At 39.7% G+C, this 17,705-nt stretch carries 13 protein-coding genes and 1 tRNA gene; 1 reads left to right on the plus strand and 13 read right to left on the minus strand.

The window, feature by feature from the left end:
• Positions 1-435: 435 nt before the first annotated feature.
• The 4 genes from IF202_RS05270 to IF202_RS05285 form a co-directional block, all read right to left on the minus strand.
• Entirely contained in the window at positions 436-1,230 is a 795-nt protein-coding gene (locus tag IF202_RS05270; RefSeq protein ID WP_191593848.1) for an ABC transporter permease, read from the minus strand.
• A complete protein-coding gene (locus IF202_RS05275; RefSeq protein ID WP_191593849.1) occupies positions 1,227-2,114 on the minus strand; it encodes an ABC transporter permease in 888 nt (295 codons plus the stop codon). Before IF202_RS05275 ends, IF202_RS05270 begins: the two co-directional genes overlap by 4 nt.
• A complete protein-coding gene (locus IF202_RS05280) occupies positions 2,107-3,189 on the minus strand; it encodes an ABC transporter ATP-binding protein (RefSeq protein WP_191593850.1) in 1,083 nt (360 codons plus the stop codon). Before IF202_RS05280 ends, IF202_RS05275 begins: the two co-directional genes overlap by 8 nt.
• A gap of 75 nt (positions 3,190-3,264) precedes the next feature.
• Positions 3,265-4,377 carry an extracellular solute-binding protein gene (locus IF202_RS05285; RefSeq protein WP_191593851.1) on the minus strand — a complete coding sequence of 371 codons (1,113 nt, stop codon included), beginning with the start codon at positions 4,375-4,377 and terminating at the stop codon, positions 3,265-3,267.
• Between the two features lie 325 nt (positions 4,378-4,702).
• On the opposite strand from IF202_RS05285, the gene IF202_RS05290 reads away from it, so the two are divergent.
• Positions 4,703-6,673 (plus strand): methyl-accepting chemotaxis protein, encoded by a 1,971-nt coding sequence (locus tag IF202_RS05290; RefSeq protein WP_235963339.1) that lies wholly within the window; start codon positions 4,703-4,705, stop codon positions 6,671-6,673.
• A gap of 89 nt (positions 6,674-6,762) precedes the next feature.
• Here IF202_RS05290 and serA read toward each other — a convergent pair whose 3' ends face one another.
• The 9 genes from serA to IF202_RS05335 all read right to left on the minus strand — a co-directional run bounded on the left by serA (position 6,763) and on the right by IF202_RS05335 (position 17,693).
• A complete protein-coding gene (gene serA, locus IF202_RS05295) occupies positions 6,763-7,992 on the minus strand; it encodes a phosphoglycerate dehydrogenase (protein ID WP_191593852.1) in 1,230 nt (409 codons plus the stop codon).
• A gap of 174 nt (positions 7,993-8,166) precedes the next feature.
• A complete protein-coding gene (trmA, locus tag IF202_RS05300) occupies positions 8,167-9,270 on the minus strand; it encodes a tRNA (uridine(54)-C5)-methyltransferase TrmA (RefSeq protein ID WP_191593853.1) in 1,104 nt (367 codons plus the stop codon).
• Positions 9,271-9,391: 121 nt separating this feature from the next.
• Entirely contained in the window at positions 9,392-10,417 is a 1,026-nt protein-coding gene (locus tag IF202_RS05305) for a hypothetical protein (RefSeq protein WP_191593854.1), read from the minus strand.
• Positions 10,418-10,420: 3 nt separating this feature from the next.
• Entirely contained in the window at positions 10,421-11,116 is a 696-nt protein-coding gene (mtnN, locus tag IF202_RS05310; protein WP_191593855.1) for a 5'-methylthioadenosine/S-adenosylhomocysteine nucleosidase, read from the minus strand.
• A gap of 13 nt (positions 11,117-11,129) precedes the next feature.
• Positions 11,130-13,715 (minus strand): hypothetical protein, encoded by a 2,586-nt coding sequence (locus IF202_RS05315; RefSeq protein WP_191593856.1) that lies wholly within the window; start codon positions 13,713-13,715, stop codon positions 11,130-11,132.
• A complete protein-coding gene (locus IF202_RS05320) occupies positions 13,703-14,803 on the minus strand; it encodes a type 1 periplasmic-binding domain-containing protein (protein WP_191593857.1) in 1,101 nt (366 codons plus the stop codon). Before IF202_RS05320 ends, IF202_RS05315 begins: the two co-directional genes overlap by 13 nt.
• A gap of 171 nt (positions 14,804-14,974) precedes the next feature.
• A tRNA-Leu gene (locus tag IF202_RS05325) sits at positions 14,975-15,059 on the minus strand.
• A gap of 123 nt (positions 15,060-15,182) precedes the next feature.
• Positions 15,183-16,250, minus strand: a complete 1,068-nt coding sequence (fba, locus tag IF202_RS05330) for a class II fructose-bisphosphate aldolase (protein ID WP_191593858.1) — start codon at positions 16,248-16,250, stop codon at positions 15,183-15,185.
• A gap of 279 nt (positions 16,251-16,529) precedes the next feature.
• Complete coding sequence (locus IF202_RS05335; protein ID WP_191593859.1) at positions 16,530-17,693, minus strand: phosphoglycerate kinase; 1,164 nt, start codon at positions 17,691-17,693, stop codon at positions 16,530-16,532.
• Between the last annotated feature and the right edge of the window lie 12 nt (positions 17,694-17,705).

A 17,705-nucleotide genomic window follows, 5' to 3' on the forward strand; every position in this document is an offset into this window, starting at 1 on the left:
TTGGGAGGAACCAAATCAACATAAAGCGAATTAATATGTAGACGTTTCGTAAGACTTCAATTTTTTTGATCTCTCACCCACAAACAAAAGTCTGTAAATGTAGATCTTCTGAAGTCTCCAGCGAACGTCCACACAAATTATCTGATTATCTATTTTAAAGAGCGTTGCTAACTTGTTTCCTTCCTAAAAAGGTGAACATCAACTTCGTTGTCGTGAAGCGTTGTCCGTGTCAGCGAGGGCGTATATTAAGGATCTACAGATTTTGTGCAACCCTTTTAACGAAAAAAGACCAATTAATAGCGTTTAATTCGTAAAACAGTAACATTCGATTAATAAACGATCAAAACACCCACAAAATAGAACACTAATCAATCACAAACGCAAAAGCCCATTTCCAATAGGAAAATGGGCCTTCAAGATAACAAAACACAAACTCTATTGTGCAGCGATTTCTCTACGTCGCTTAATCTCGTAAACAATAGCAATCAAAACGGTTACTGAGATCATAACCAACCCAAGCGCATTAACCGCAGGTGTTAAGCCTGTTCTCACTTTTGACGCTATGTAGACCGTTAATGTTGTGTCATAGCCTTTCACAAACAAAGTCGTATTATAGTTTTCAAATGATTGTAAGAAAGCGATGGCTGCAGCGGAAATAATAGCAGGCTTCAAATACGGAAGCAGAATTCGACGAAAGGCTTGCCATTGAGTAGCACCAAGACTTAACGCCGCGTTTTCTAAAGTCCGATCAAACCGTTGCAATCGCGCCAGCACCATAAGCATCACATAAGCAGCAATAAACGTTGTCTGAGCAACAACGGTCAAAAATACACCGCCACTCACAGACAAACTACGCCAAAAGATCAAAGTAGAAATACCAACAATAACACCCGGCGTAAGCAATGGAGACATCATTAAAGTATAGATGAAAGTTTTGCCTTTTCCTTGGTAAGTAGACAATAGCAAGGCACAGCAAATACCAATAGGCACCGCAATGACTAATACGCCAGCAGCCACGATAATACTCGTCCATAACGCATCCCACATAGCGCCATCTTGGGCTAATGCCTCAAACCACTTAAGGGTTGCGCCTTTCCATGGCGATACCGTAGGAAAACGACTGTCGTTAAATGTCGCCAACCCCATAATAATAAGTGGCGTAAATAGGTATAAAAAGAATATGCCGATATAAAAACGCACACCGAATCGCATAATGGTTTCAGACTTCATTTTGCAATATCTCCCAAGCCAACTTTGAATACACGCATCACCAAGGCAATAAAACCAATACACATAATCAAAAGTAAGAACGCGTAGGCCGCCCCCTGATTCCAGTTGCCACCCTCAAAGAACCAATTATAAATAATTTGCGTGAACCATCGACTTCCTGGTGAACCCAGCAATGCAGGAACAGCATAACTACCAGCTGCCAGCATGAAGGTCATAATACAACCTGTCGCAATACCCGGTTTAGCATGAGGTATAACCACTCGCCAATGCGTTCTAATCCAACCAGCACCTAAATTACGAGCGGCCTTAATCTGGTTCGTATCCAAACTTTCAATGGCATTATAAATTGGGAATATCATGAAAAGAATATAGGCATAGACCATACCGATCAAAACACCACCATCGCCTGACAAAAAACGAATAGGACGATCTATAAACCCTAATCCTAGCAGCAAGGCATTTAACGGTCCCTTATAAGCAAGAATAATGTACCAAGAAAAGGTACGTAGGATCTCATTGATCCAAAAAGGAATAATCAACAACAACAAGCACAACGCCGCTTTTTGTGGTGTTGCGACCTTCGCTAAATAAAACGCAATAGGATAACTAACCAATAGGGTCAATCCTGTTACTAGAACACTCGACCAAAGGGTTTTGAAAAAGATAGACAAATGTATCTTGTTATTAAATAGCGTCTCATAGTTGACCAAAGAAAACGTATCTTTTGGCCCACCTATGTCTACAGGTAACAAATTTGGACGAAGTGAGTAATCGATCATTAAGATCTGCGGCAAGATTACTAAAGCAATTAACCAAACAGCTACCATTCCCACAATACCAACAGCTAACCCACTACCGAAGCGAGACTTAAGTTGATTAAACATGGCCCTCTCCAGCGATAACAATGGCATCCAGCTCATTATAAGAAAGACTAACTGGTGCGCCTTTTTTCAACGATTCTGAGAATTGATGTGTCCCAAGTTGAATAGACAAAGCCTGATTTGCCGGCGTATTTGCATTCAAAGTTAAATATGCGCCTTCGAAGTTCACTTCGTCGATAGTTGCTTTCAGTGTGTGCATACCCTCTTCAGATTGAAGTCTAAAATGCTCTGGACGAATAAACAGCGTCGCATCACTTCCAACCGTCAAATTACCTTGAGAACGTCCAGATAACTTACCTAAAGGACCACAATCCAATACAACAAGATTAGAGTCTGCCGCTACCACTTTCCCACGCACGCCATTATTTTCGCCAACAAATGAGGCCACGAAAGGAGTATGTGGATCGCGATAAAGCGTAATAGGATCTGCAACCTGCTGAATTCGGCCTGCTGACATAACAGCAACTCGATCAGACATAGTTAAGGCTTCGCCCTGATCATGGGTAATATAAATAAAGGTAATACCTGTTTTACGCTGAATCTCTTTTAACTCAGTTCGCATATGTTGGCGTAATTTCAAATCTAACGCAGACAATGGCTCATCAAGTAATAACACCTGCGGTTCAACAGCCAACGCTCGAGCAATCGCGATACGCTGTTTTTGACCACCAGACAATTCCGAAATTTTCTTTGTTCCGCTGTCTTCTAACGCTACGAGTTCAAGCAATCTATCCGATGCTTTCTTACGCTCACTTTTCGAAACACCGCGAACCTCTAGACCAAACTCAATATTCTCAGCCACTGTCATAAGAGGAAAAAGCGCGAGGTTTTGAAAAATCATCGACGTAGGGCGTTTATTGGCTGGAACACCTTTCATGCTTTGACCGCCAATTTTCACATCACCTTCCGTTGGATCTAGAAAGCCACTAATCATGTTCAGTATCGTGGTTTTTCCGCAACCAGAAGGCCCGAGAAAACTAAAAAATTCACCAGATTCAATTTTCAAATCTGTTTTTTGTATTGCTGTAAAATCGCCAAATTGCATTATTGTGTTGTCTAAATGAACACTACTATCCATATTTCTCTCGCTAATTATTTTTTCTAAACACAAGAAAGCCCCTTGCGAGCAAATGTCACAAGGGGCTTTTAGGTATTATGCTGACAAGTAACGATCTTGATATTCGTTACGTAGTGCAACATACCAAGGTTCTTGAATTGGCCACCACCAAAGGTTAGCAAGGTCTTCTTTGCTGTAAGAGTCTTGGAAGAACTGCTTAGTGGCTGCTGGCAATAGTGCATCAGCACCTTTCGCCGTTGAGTTATAACCTGTCGCTTTTACGAACATAGCGCCCGCTTCTGGTGTGTAATACCAGTTAATAAATTCGTAAACTGAATCAATGTTATTGGCATTTTTAGGAATAACAAAACCTTCCATCCAAGCCAGCGCACCTTCTTTTGGTGCGCCGTAGGCAATAGGTTCGCCTTCAGATTGTAATTTAAATGCTGTGCTATCCCATGTTTGTCCGATAACCGCACCATTTGCACGGAACGCGCCTTGCGCTTCATTTTCTGTTGACCAGAATTGAGCCAATGAACTTTTGTGCTCTGATGCCACTTTCAAAATCACATCAAAGTTCGCACGCATCGCTTTCTCATTCTTATATGACTCAAGTAATGGGTAAGGTAATTTGCCGGCTTTTTCTAACCATAAACCAATACCTACCAATGCAGAATGGCCACGAACCGTAACGCCACCCGCATTTTCTGGCTTCCAAAGATCACCGTAACTTAAATTGCTTGGATCAACGCTTGCGTCTTGCTTATGGTAAGCAATAGCTTCTGTACCCCAGTCTGATGGTGCAAAATAACGTTTACCGTTTACTATGCCACCAACGTCAGAACCAGCTAAAGCACTGTCTAAACAACCACTCCAGTTAACTCGTTTTACATCAAGCGGTTGAACTAGGTCGTAGTCCACATATCCAGGCACACGGTCAACGGTTGGCATAATGATGTCAAAACCCGTTCCATCGGTCGCACGTAGAGAGTTTAACAACTCATCATTTGTACCGTATGGCGTAAAGGTCGCATTAATACCTGTTTTTGCTTTAAAGTCTGCTAACATTTCATCCGTTATGTAACCAGCCCATGCATAAATACGTAGCTCTTTATTAGCTGCAATGGCTTGATTCATTGCAAATGGTGTAGCGGCAACAGCACCTGCTGCAGAGGCACCTTTAACAAACTGACGACGTGAAAGGGTCATTGTAAACTCCTTTTAGTTTATAGGATTGTTTTGCTATTTCATTTTTAAAAGCGGCTCAAAGCCGAGAATACACTTTTATTAAACACTCGTTTAATAATCTTTTCAATTTAATACAAACTAATGACAAAAAAATGACTGCAGAGTTTTTTTTAAATTTTAATGAAAATTACTTAAAATACCCTAAACAATCAGTGTTACTGGCTGCAAACATTTATTTATAGAGCAGTAATATCGGCTTATTATTTTTTGTCACATATTTGTCACATCACCACATTAGAGTAGCTTGCATTCATAAAAATGTGAAATGTTCTAATAAGGTTGTCTATTGAAAATTTCCTCTGTTACCCGTACCACAACCATCAGCTACTTAATAATAGCGGCTATGCTCATCAGCCTTCTTTTGTGGAGTTTAATGAAATTCCGCAACGCCTTTGAACAACAAGATAACTACACTCTCGTATGGGAGCATTCTTCGATTACTTTAAAACAACAAGTTGAAGAGTACTTATCCTCTGGTGAAGCATCTCTTTTGATACCAGCTCAAGTATTTATTGAGCAAAGTATTCGCCCTACTTTAAACACGCTCCCAAATACCATTAAAGAGCCAATCAACAAACAATTAACGCTGATTCAAGCAAGCCTACAATCAGACATTAGAGCTGCAGGAAAGCTCTCCGGAAATCCATTCGCTTTAATAGAAAACAATGAGCTCCAAATACTTTTATCCTTAGATGACTTAGCCGATAAGGTTCAACAATTTCAATCTAAGAACGACTTTATGATGGCAGCACCTTATTTAGCAAACCAAGCTAAACTGTATGCAGACCTTGCACATATAAGCAGTATTAAAGATCAATTTTTAGGCGCAAAAACAGAACATAATCGACAGCGTTTAGAAAAAGAAATAAATATTTTCCAATCACATATTAAAGAATTCAATGAACTTCCTATACTTAACTTAAGCAAAGAGGAGTCCACGAATACTGATGATGATTTATCAGCATTAATGGGCTGGGCAGACAATGCAGAGGACGAATTAGTCGATCCTCTAGAAGAAGTGAAAATTGAGCTTCATGCTTGGTCAGTTAGATACTTAAAAGATGTCGATACCAGCCTTATTAACATCGAACAAGCCAGCCTTGCTCAGGCTAAAATTCGCGCATTAATCAACGAGCTTGAAACGACATTAAAACTTGGTACCGAAAGCATTCGCCAAAGCGCAAAAGTCACCCAACAACAGACGCTATATGCTTTCTCAGCGTTCGTTATATTGATGATATTTACAACCATTGCTGTACATATTTTTCAAAATAAAGTCGTCGTAAAAAGTGCAAAAGATTTATATGTTGCCGTGAAAGACTTAGTTGAGCTGCAAAGCATTACAACATTAAAAGTCGGTGCAAATAAAAACGAACTATCTGATATCGCTCATTATTTGAATCGCTATCTAGAACAAATTGCCGTCCAACGCCAACAAAGAGATATAGAACTTAACAATATATTTCTTTCATTAAACGATATGTTAAATGCATTCGGACAGGTTCATGCTCTTAACATTTCATCCAAACACGAGTTAGATAAAACGTTAGAAATGTCGACTCAGGTCGAAAAACTTGCGAGTAAAGCTGAGATACGCGCAAAAGAAGTAGAAAACTATGCTACTGATACAAACAGTGCAATGACACTCAGTGTCGATCAAGCCGCGTCTTTAGCATTAGCGAATCAAACCACCGTAGATCGCTTAAATAGCAGCAAAAACACGCTAATTGATTTGGAGAGTTCAGTATCCAATGCATCTTCAATTGTGAATGGTATTAGAGGCATTTCAGAGCAGACAAATCTACTTGCCCTAAATGCAGCCATTGAAGCAGCACGAGCAGGAGAGCAAGGCCGAGGCTTTGCTGTTGTAGCGGATGAAGTCCGCACATTATCAAGCAGAACCCAGCAATCTCTCGAAGAAATTACTAGTATTTTTTCACTATTAACATCAGCCACCAGCAAGTTATCGAAAAACGTTAACCTTATTGAAAATGCATCAACGGAACAAATTAGCTTAACTAAAGCGTTAGGAGAATCAGCTCAAGACGTACTAGGTAAATCAGAGCAGTCGTCTCGTTTGGCGAAGAAAGCCACCGGCTATGCAGCAGACCAAAAACAGGGAATGAATAATTTAAATAGCGCCGTAATCAATATCAGAAAACAAGCTAATGAGTCTGAAGCCTTTATGGCAGAAGTAACAGGCAGCATTAAAGAGAAGATTCAACAAATTACAACAACACTAAAAATTAGCAACTAATGTTTGTCAATCGCAAAGTTTCAATACATAAAAAATCCAGCCGAGACTGGATTTTTTATGTTACTCAGTTATTGCTCAAATTATTTAGATTAGAACAAGACACGCGCTTTAACAGTACACTCAACTTGCTTGATTTTCTCAAGCACGAATTCTGCATCATCTGCGTCCACATCCATTACCATATAACCCAACTTCTCATTTGTACGAAGGTATTGACCTGTGATGTTTATGTTATTGTCAGAGAAAATCGCATTGATTTTAGACAATACACCAGGACGATTCTCATGTATGTGTAGGATGCGATGATTATCAGTTTGAGCAGGAAGAGCGACTTCAGGGAAATTAACCGCCGCAATCGTTGTACCAACATCAGAGTATTTAATCAGCTTTTCAGCTACTTCAACACCGATGTTTTCTTGAGCTTCCATTGTGCTACCGCCAACATGAGGCGTTAGAATCACATTGTCTAAACCACGCAATGGTGACACAAATTCTTCGTCGTTACCTTTCGGCTCAACTGGGAATACATCCACTGCAGCACCACTCAAGTCACCTGACTTAATTGCTTCGGCGACGGCATCTAAATCAGCGACAGTTCCACGAGAAGCGTTAATGAAGATAGAACCTTTCTTCATTTGAGAAACTTCTTTCGCTCCAATCATCAATTTCGTTGAATTGGTTTCAGGCACATGCAAACTAATGATGTCACAAGTAGACAAAAGCTCTTTTAAACTCTTGATTTGGCGAGCATTCCCTAATGGCAACTTAGTTACTATGTCATAGAAAAATACTTCCATGCCTAAGGACTCAGCCAAGACACTTAATTGCGTTCCTATACTTCCGTAGCCAATAATACCCAAACGCTTGCCACGAGTTTCATAAGAACCAACAGCCGATTTAATCCAGCCGCCACGATGACACGCCGCACTTTTAGCTGGGATACCACGAAGCAACAAAATCAATTGGCCAAGCACAAGTTCAGCCACACTACGTGTATTTGAAAAAGGTGCATTGAATACAACAATGCCTTTCTCGCTTGCCGCATCAAGGTCTACTTGGTTTGTACCAATGCAGAAACAACCAATGCTAACCAGTTTATTGGCTTTCTCTAGTACTTTAGCTGTTAGCTGAGTACGAGATCGAATACCAACAAAATGTGCTTCCGAGATTTTTTCGATCAACACATCTTCCGCTAATGCAGTCTTGTGATACTCGATATTGGTATAACCGGCCTCATGCAACGCATCCAATGCTGATTGATGAACGCCTTCTAACAGCAAGATTTTGATTTTATTTTTGTCTAGTGAGTTATTACTCATGGCTCGTTCGACTTCTCTATGGTGGTGGGGGGAAATAATTTGTTTATGTTAACACAGAACAATCTGTAACCTAATCGCTGGTACAGGAATGTCATTCATTATAAAGAGAACAAAGCTCATAAACCTTATTCGTTTCATGAGCTTTTATTCATACATTTTTCACTTTAAAAATAATTAATTCTGTATTTTTCGAGTCAGGTATACAGCTGTTTCTACATGGTGCGTATAAGGAAACTGATCAAACATGGCGTAACGAACTACATAATGTGTACTGGCTAACGCTTCTAAATTCGATTTCAGCGTTTCTGGATTACAAGATATATAAAGAATGGAATCAATTTTCCGAACAAGTTCAACTGTTGCATCATCCAATCCAGCACGCGGAGGATCAACCAAGACAACAGATGGAGAAAGCTCGCTTACACCAGCTTGTATCAAGGTTTTTGGTAATTCAACATCACCGTTCAGCGCAGCAGATACATCTTCACTGGCCATTTTAACCACTTGAACATTCTGCATACCATTCATTGCAATATTTAGTTGCGCAGAATTAACGGACACTTTAGAAATTTCCGTCGCCACAACCCGATCAAATCGTCTCGCTAGTGGAATGGAAAAATTACCATTCCCGCAATACATTTCTAACAAATCACCTGATGCTCCTTTTGTGACATCTAATGCCCATTCCAACATTTTTTCACTGATACCAGCATTCGGCTGAGTAAAGCTATTTTCAACTTGTTGATAATGAAACTTCTCACCGTGAACAGTAAGTGTTTCCATTACAAAATCACGTGTTAGTATTTGTTTTTTCTTACGACTACGGCCAATAAAGTGACATGCAGGAAACGCTTTATCTAAGACTTGCGCAGCTGCATTCCACTCTTCATCAATTGGTTTGTGATAGAGCAAGCTAATAAGCGCTTCACCTGTAGTTGTTGTCAAAAAGTCTACTTGGAAAAGCTTATAACGTAAGATAGGAACATCACGAACCGCATTGATCAATTTAGGCATTAACTCATTAATAAGTTCTGATGCAGCAAGAAATTGATCTGTACGAATCGGCGTTCTCGGATCTTCAGAATCAAACATAGCGTAATATAAATCATCACCATCGTGCCAAATTCGAAATTCCGCTCTCATTCGATAATGAGTCGGCTTGCTCGCATACACTTCCATCTCAGGCAATGATAAGGTAGCCATTAATTCAGTCAGTTCATTCTGCTTATCTTGCAGTTGCTGCTCATACATTTCTGGTTGGATTTGATCCGGTCTCATGACTGATTCTCTTGAAAGCAATAATAACGAGCTATCTTAAAAGTGATAGGTCTTAAAATGCCGCATTATACGAGCTCCTTGGCAACAAATCTAATAACACGGGTGAATAACATTGAATGGTTTAATGTACGTATTTAGGACCAAATAAAATAACAAGGGATAAGGTCAGTGAAAAATTGCCACTATAATTCTCTTCAGCCTCATGAGTAAATTGAGGCTTCACTTGCCCAATCAGCCAATCTTCATGCAAAAAACGTTCATACTGTAAGTTATATAAAAATGAGTCAGGTATAAGCCCATCTTCCCCTGATTGCAAAAAACTCAATTGGTAACTCAATTTGTTTTTTGAATTTACATAATGATGGATAAAAAAGTTCTCTCTTGCATAAAAAAGTCCTTTATTATCCAACCACACAATACTGAAATCGGAGCCATAATTTAATGATGAACTGAACTGATGATTAACGCCTAACCCATACCGTACACCAAGACCTTCAGAGTAATACGCGAACGCCTCCTGCTTTTGGTGCCACGTCCAACTTCCCTCTCTATCGTGCTGCCGAAAGCGCAAACGTAGAAACGGGTTCAATGGAAAATCCACTAACACACCAGCATCAATGTCGGCGCCTAAATCCGACTTAATATACCGCACTGCGGCAGAGAAATTAGACTCTAGCGCAGAGTTAATAACACTACTATTTTCTGTCGCCTCGTTTCGCACATTTTCTGGTGTGATTGAGTCCCCATCCGATTCTATTACCAAGCGTAAGCGGTCTTTTGTATTAGGTAATTTCAGTTGCGCATGAAACTCAAAGAATCCGGTAGTGGCATCCTTATCAAGTATAGGACCAAATCGAATTTCTACCTGACTATCTGATTTCCCTAGACTAGGCTTACCAGATAAAAAAGTATCCATATTATTAGACCAACTACCAATAATTTCCGATACGGATTGATGAGTATGTTGCCACCAAAAAAAATCGTTATTATCTAAATCAACCGTAGTGTCTTTTGAATCCATGATGTTACTTCCAAGCTCTATCTCGCTATCAAACCTAGGCTCAACAGAGAAAATTGGAGAAGATAGCAACAAGGAAAATAAATAAATCGCAACACTAAAAAATGCATAGTCGTTGCGAAAGAACACTATTTAATTGCCTTTCAACATTTGCTGAATCATCAAAGACGAATTCTCTGCTGCGACCTTAAGGTACTCTTCAAAGCTCTGAGGTGACTCTTTACCCGCAATATCAGAGAGAGAACGAACCACAACAAAAGGAATGCCAAATTTAAAACACACCTGCGCAACAGCAGCCGCTTCCATTTCAACGGCAACTAAAGATGGAAAGATCGATCGTACTGATTCAACACGAGCAGGATCACTCATAAAGCTATCCCCTGTACCAATCAAACCTACTTTTGCTTGAACTTGAGTCACAGAATTCAAGGCAACTTTTGCCTGATTAATAAGCTTTTGATCAGCAGAAAACGTTGCAGGCATATTAGGCACTTGTCCCATAACATAACCAAACGCAGTCACGTCTACATCATGATGAACAACTTGATCAGAAATAACGACATCACCAACGTTTAAGTCAGGATCAAAACCACCTGCAGAACCGATGTTAATCACATATTCAGGCTTAAACTGAGACAGTAGCAAGGTTGTAGAGACAGCAACATTCACTTTACCTATACCAGATTTAAGTAACACAACATCTTTACCTTCAAAATGCCCGATAAAAAAGTCGCAACCAGCAATACTTTCTTCACGTACATCTGTCATCCAAGCCTTAATAACTGCCACTTCTTCATCCATGGCACCAATTAATCCAATAACACTCATTCCTTACTCCTACTTATTCATTATTTTCAATTTTTTGCATTATATTCTGTGTGAACACTTTTATTTGATGTCCTGAATATGGCTGAGTCATTTCAGAAAGAGCAACATTATCAGGCATTCCCTCCCACCTTTGTACTGAAAATAAACGTACATTAGGAAACTCTGTCTCAATAGCCTGTAATAGATCTTTAGTCTGAGACTCTAATAGCACAACAAACGCATCAGAGTGGTACGATAGCACAACATGATAATTAGATAAGTCTGCCAGCCATTGTGTGGCGATATCATATTCGCTTAATTCTGTATACCAAATAGCTTTAGATACACGGCTCCCCCCGACTATAATCCACGATTCATTTTTATTACTCGATTGGCTAGGTACAATGCCATCTAATTCACACGCCTTTACTAAGACCTGATGCAAACTATAGTCACACGGACAACCTAATAATGTGAGTACGTCTGGGTCAGTTTTCGCAGGAAGAATGCTGTTTAGCCAAATGATTGGAAGCAGGTCTCGGTTATATTTAAGCTTCAGAGCTCGCGTCATATCCAGTTGAGAATCAACAGCTTTATCACAACCAATCAGCACTGCATCGAATTTAGTAACTTCGCTTGATTGTGTGAAAAAGCTATCGGTCGAAGCATATTCTTCAACCTTTAATCCAAGCCTTATTAAAACTTCTCTAATAGTATGAGCATTCGGATAATCATTCGCGACCCAGGCTACAACCTGACCTGAGGGTAATGCCTCAAGTGAACCTTCCTCCTCACTTTCTTGTGTTATAAAGCTCAATTGTAATGCATTGTTTTGTAATATTTTTTGCTCGCCATTGAGGTGAGCTAGCAACATTTTAATCATCCAAAAGAATAAAGGTCTAGATGACATATCATGCATAGCCGTTAACTCAAGCTCTTCATTGTTAAATCGAACATTCAAATGACGCTCTGCCATATCATTCGACATGACCATCATAAATAAAATTCGCATTAAACCTCTGAGGCTTGGGCTTACTGCAATCACTCTTACACCGACATCTAATGAACAATTCAGTAACGCTCTATTTGCTTCCACCCCCATTGCCATCATAACCTGAGCACTTTCCTGAGCAAGAGCATCACCAATAGGTAAATAAGTAATTTTTTTACTTTCATGACTAATATCATCAAAGACAGAAATCAATAAGGAAAGCCACCCCTGAAGTTGAGTTGTTGAAATATAGTGTGGCAGTGTAGAAAGATAAGTAAGCTCATTCAATATCGCCCCTGAGTCTACTTTATTTTTTTCTATTGAGAACAATGGTTGCAACTGCTCTAATTGCCAGATTAAACTGGTTTCTTTCGTAATGTTTCGCCCTACCAACAACAACCCTTGATAGGAACTTTCATTAATAAAAGAATACGCCTGCCATTTATAAATATACCCATGCCTGCCAATTGTTAAATCAAACGTTACACCAATGTCTCCTTTGAGTGCTTCTTGAATTGCTTGATGACAAGAAAGGGGCATAAAATCAAACACACTTCGTGCTTTATCAGAGTCAGGAAAAAGCATTCGCCCCTCTGCATTAATCATTTCAACATCAGTCACTTCATTACAAAAAATAACTGCACAATGGCTTGATTCTGCTAGCAACTTAAATCGACTATCTTTAGCCTCAATAAAGGCTTTGTCTTGATTGTTTTTTAGCTGTATTGGCTGCAATTCTATAAAAGGTAATAATGTCCCTTCTTGACGAGAAGCAATATAATCGAGCGGCTCAAAAATTGATTTTTTTATTCTGTGAATTAACAGCAAGTAAAAAACAAATAAAATAACGCCAAGGGCTGTGATAAAGGGAAGTGCTTTGACGAAACGAGTAAAGGAAAATACATTTCCTTGACTAATATCTAATTGTAAGCTGGTTTGTATAGAAGATCTTAAGGGTAAACTAGAACTCAGAATAGACTCTGATAAAACAACACCACTTTTACTCCCTTCCAATAAGTTTTTTTTGTTTGTTTTATCATAAATTCGTACAGCACTTATTTTTGCTCGATCAAGCAACTCGCTGGTTAATGTTAGATTGTCATTTAATGAAATAAAACCATATAAAAAACCCATATTTTTTGACGATTCAGAAAGAATTTTTTTCTTTTGCATCAGTAAAATAGAGCCATCATCTGTAAAAACGGATACCCATCGATTAATTAACCCTTGCTGTAATATCGATTTAAACTCCACTTCCGTAAACAAACGCGCCCTAGGGTCCATGGCATCTCGACGATCTTCCCATTCAATATAAAAAAAGTCTAAAGCACCAAAAAATAATACTTCATGATGACTAAATAAGAGGTCCAGTTCACGTCCAGGCTCATAATCACTCAAGGATAAATCCTGACCAATTAAACTTATCTCATCCTCGGCGTGTGCCAAATAGCTGTTAAAGACCTGCTCGACGACCTGATGCTTTAACACCAGTTTTTCTTCTACCGAAGATTGGTTCAAGGCTTCAATAAAAAGCAGAATCATTAAAGTAATGATTAAAAAAGTTACACTGACCAACAGCAAAATTCTTTTTTGTAAGCGGTGCTGTAAACTGATAGCTACTTCTGCCATAGGACCACCGAATAGCCGTAAGCTTGCTCTGCCATCAGTTGCAAACTCTGCGAATCCAATTCTGAAGACACCAAATTAGAATGAGCGATGTAAAGATTTGGCATATTCCCTCCCTCTAGATCAAGCTTAATCGCTTCCGCTGCTGCAATAGACAAATAATCTTTCATGAAAAAAACACTAACGTTGACTCTTTTGCTTTCTAAATCTCCGATACCATTGAATGAAAGCCCCCAAGAATTAGTCTGCACCGCCCCAAACTCATCTCCTTGCAATGCTGCAACCACACCATCTGATATATTCTGAGAACAACTAAAAATAAAATCGGTTGATTTTTCACTCAATAGTAACTGAGCTGCATCAAACGCTTGTTTTTTATCATCAGACACAACTCGGATGGCACCTACATGACGACCATATCTAACCATTTCATCTAAAAATAGATCGCAGCGCACACGCCCAAGATAGCTATCTGCCAATACTAACGCCGACACTCTTGTTTCTTTAGTCAGCTGACGATTAAGATAACTAGCCAACTTTTTTGTAGCTTTTTTTTGATCGAAACCAATATACATTAATGGGGGATGATCCACCCAGTATCTTAGTGGTGATGCAAAATCATATAGAATCACCTTAGGCGCACCTAATCGCAAGAAACGCTCTACAAAACGACGCTGAGCAAACCCAAACTTTGTTATGACAATATAATCAGGTTGAGCTTCTGTTATTTTATAATAGGGCTCTAGATCTTTGCCATGTTCAGAACGATCCACATAAGCATCCAATCGATAATCGATCTTTAACTCCCGCATACGTTTTTTAAAAGATAGCAGAAGCGCTCTATTGCCTATTGAGTCTATTTCCCCAAATAACAACACAGCAATACGTACAGTTTTTTTTTGAGGAATTCTTATAGGTATAGAAAGAGAATAGACCATTGATGTAAATTGTTCGGCCAAAGAAATCTGTTCGAGGTTAGCCTGATAGAAATCATCGCTATCCATCAGGTTAAGCATGGTTCTGGAAGCATGTGCCGTAACGGCAAAACTTCCAAGAACAGTCAACAAAATAAAACAACGTAATCTTCGCATTATTGCACCCAGTGAAAACACATAGAGTTGTTATTCTAACCAAATTAACAAACTTTCGTGGGAGGAAGAGCAATAAAATATGGACAAAGACAGTCAATCTTAAATAAATGAGGTATTAAGATAAAATTTAGACATAAAAAAAGCCGACATACCGTCAGCTTTTTTTAAATTTGGTGCGGAAGGAGAGACTCGAACTCTCACGCCGTGAAGCACTGGAACCTAAATCCAGCGTGTCTACCAATTCCACCACTCCCGCAAGGAATGGCGAGCATTATAGGCAAATGATTTTTTCGGTCAATAGTTTTTTTGATTATTTATTAAAATGATCTAAAAAACACTAACATAAGCCTATTTTACTCACCCATCTCATAGATATCCGTTAAAATGAGCGTCCGTTACGGTATTCACCACGCTCATAACGAACAGCCATTTCTTCCAAATCCATCGTTTGAATTCGAGAAGCTTGGCCAGCGGAACCAAACGCTTCATAGCGGTCAATACAAACTGCTTTCATCGCTTTAATACTTTCCGTTAAATATTTACGAGGATCAAAGTTACCTTTGTGCTCCGCTAAGCTACGACGAATCGCGCCCGTTGCCGCCAGACGTAAATCTGTATCAATATTAACCTTGCGAACACCATAACGAATTGCTTTCACAATTTCGTCAACAGGAACCCCGTAGGTTTCTGGAATTTCACCACCAAATTCATTGATAATTTCTAACCAGTCTTGTGGTACAGAAGAAGAGCCATGCAGCACGATATGCGTGTTAGGTAACAATTCAACAATCTTTGCAATACGCTCAATATCAAGAATGTCGCCAGTCGGTGGGCGAGTAAACTTGTATGCTCCATGGCTTGTACCAATAGCAACAGCCAAAGCATCAATGCCCGTCGCATTAACAAAATCCACGGCTTCTTTAGGGTCTGTCAGCATTTGATCCATCGTCAAAATACCTTCAGCACCAACACCGTCTTCTTCACCTGCTTCACCGGTTTCAAGTGAGCCTAAAACACCCAATTCACCTTCTACAGACACACCACAAGCGTGTGCGAACTCAACCGTACGGCGAGTGACATCGACATTATAGTCATAGCTTGCAGGTGTTTTACCATCAGCCATTAAAGAACCGTCCATCATGACAGATGAAAAGCCTAGCTGAATAGAACGCTGGCAGATAGCAGGTGAGGTGCCGTGATCTTGATGCATAACCACAGGAATATGAGGGTAATCTTCAATAGCAGCCGCAATCAAGTGACGTAAAAAATGTGAACCAGCATACTGACGAGCGCCAGCAGACGCTTGCATAATAACCGGTGAATTGACTTCATTTGCGGCTTCCATGATCGCTTTAACCTGCTCCATGTTATTCACATTAAAAGCGGGTAAACCGTAACTGTGTTCCGCAGCATGATCTAGCAGTTGGCGCATACTAATTAAAGGCATACAAATTTTCCTCTGACAGTTTGTCTTATATTGTATTTATCACGGACAACATTAGGGTGTGAGCTAATGTTCCGATCTTTATAATCATGATTCAGCTTAATAACCAATCATGTGGCTTACGCCTTATAGTGTTTGTCATATTCGATCTTAACGCCGAATAAGTTACGCTCTAGTTTGATGATCGTTAACATTGATTAATTTCTTTCTACATTAAACAATGTTAACGAAACAGGCTTTTCGCCTTTATAATTTAGAATAATCTAATGTCATTCTTTGATATTAATTTTTTGCGCGAGATTCCAACATAGCGACAGCAGGAAGAACTTTTCCTTCAACAAACTCTAAGAAAGCACCACCACCCGTTGATATATAAGAAATTTTATCAGCTAAGCCATACTTATCAATTGCTGCCAACGTGTCTCCACCACCAGCAACAGAGAATGCATCACTGTCTGCAATGGCTTGAGCAACTATTTCTGTGCCCTTAGAGAAATTATCAAACTCGAATACACCACATGGGCCATTCCACAATATGGTTTTTGCATTCTTTAAGATATCAGCCATTACTTGAGCAGAATCTGGACCCAAATCCATAATCTCTTCATTATCAGCCACTTGATCAACAGGTTTAACCGTTGCAACAGCTGTGTCCGAAAATTCTGTTCCCACTCGTACATCAGTGACTTCTGGAATATCTAAATCCGCCATCAGCTTTCGTGCTTGGGGAATTAAATCTTTTTCATACAAAGACTTACCTACATTGTAACCACGAGCCGCAACAAATGTATTTGAAATCCCGCCGCCCACAATCAGTTGATCGCAAAGCTTAGACAAAGATTCTAGAACGGTCAGTTTCGTTGATACTTTTGAACCACCTACAACCGCAACTAAAGGGCGTGCAGGGTTATCTAATGCTTTACCTAGCGCTTCTAATTCAGCTGATAACAACGGCCCAGCACAAGCAACAGGAGCAAATTTTGCCACACCATGAGTAGAAGCATGAGCACGGTGTGCAGTACCAAATGCATCCATTACGAACACATCACACAAGGCTGCCATTTTTTTAGACAAAGCATCATCATCTTTTTTCTCACCGACGTTGAAACGGACATTATCAACCAAAACAAGCTGACCAGCTTCTACATCAACACCTTCTAACCAATCTTTCACCAAAGGAACATCTTGACCTAATAGACTAGACAAATGTGTTGCTACTGGCTGAAGAGAAAACTCCTCTTCATATTGACCCTCTGTAGGACGACCAAGATGAGACATCACCATCACTTTTGCACCAGCCGCTAGGGCCAGCTTAATTGTTGGTAATGCTGCGCGAATACGTACATCGCTTGTGATCTTACCGTCTTTCAGTGGCACGTTTAAATCTTCCCGAATTAATACGCGCTTGTTTGCCAAATCCAAATCTTTCATCTTTATTACAGTCATGTACGATGTCCT

This window comes from Marinomonas colpomeniae (genome assembly GCF_014803385.1).
Taxonomy (GTDB): Bacteria; Pseudomonadota; Gammaproteobacteria; order Pseudomonadales; family Marinomonadaceae; genus Marinomonas; species Marinomonas colpomeniae.

Excerpts from the sequence above, each read along its gene's own strand:
- IF202_RS05270 (WP_191593848.1), bottom strand. The coding sequence starts at position 1,230 with ATGAAGTCTGAAACCATTATGCGATTCGGTGTGCGTTTTTATATCGGC.
- IF202_RS05275 (WP_191593849.1), bottom strand. The coding sequence starts at position 2,114 with ATGTTTAATCAACTTAAGTCTCGCTTCGGTAGTGGGTTAGCTGTTGGT.
- IF202_RS05280 (WP_191593850.1), bottom strand. The coding sequence starts at position 3,189 with ATGGATAGTAGTGTTCATTTAGACAACACAATAATGCAATTTGGCGAT.
- IF202_RS05285 (WP_191593851.1), bottom strand. The coding sequence starts at position 4,377 with ATGACCCTTTCACGTCGTCAGTTTGTTAAAGGTGCCTCTGCAGCAGGT.
- serA (WP_191593852.1), bottom strand. The coding sequence starts at position 7,992 with ATGAGTAATAACTCACTAGACAAAAATAAAATCAAAATCTTGCTGTTA.
- trmA (WP_191593853.1), bottom strand. The coding sequence starts at position 9,270 with ATGAGACCGGATCAAATCCAACCAGAAATGTATGAGCAGCAACTGCAA.
- mtnN (WP_191593855.1), bottom strand. The coding sequence starts at position 11,116 with ATGAGTGTTATTGGATTAATTGGTGCCATGGATGAAGAAGTGGCAGTT.
- IF202_RS05315 (WP_191593856.1), bottom strand. The coding sequence starts at position 13,715 with ATGGCAGAAGTAGCTATCAGTTTACAGCACCGCTTACAAAAAAGAATT.
- IF202_RS05320 (WP_191593857.1), bottom strand. The coding sequence starts at position 14,803 with ATGCGAAGATTACGTTGTTTTATTTTGTTGACTGTTCTTGGAAGTTTT.
- fba (WP_191593858.1), bottom strand. The coding sequence starts at position 16,250 with ATGCCTTTAATTAGTATGCGCCAACTGCTAGATCATGCTGCGGAACAC.
- IF202_RS05335 (WP_191593859.1), bottom strand. The coding sequence starts at position 17,693 with ATGACTGTAATAAAGATGAAAGATTTGGATTTGGCAAACAAGCGCGTA.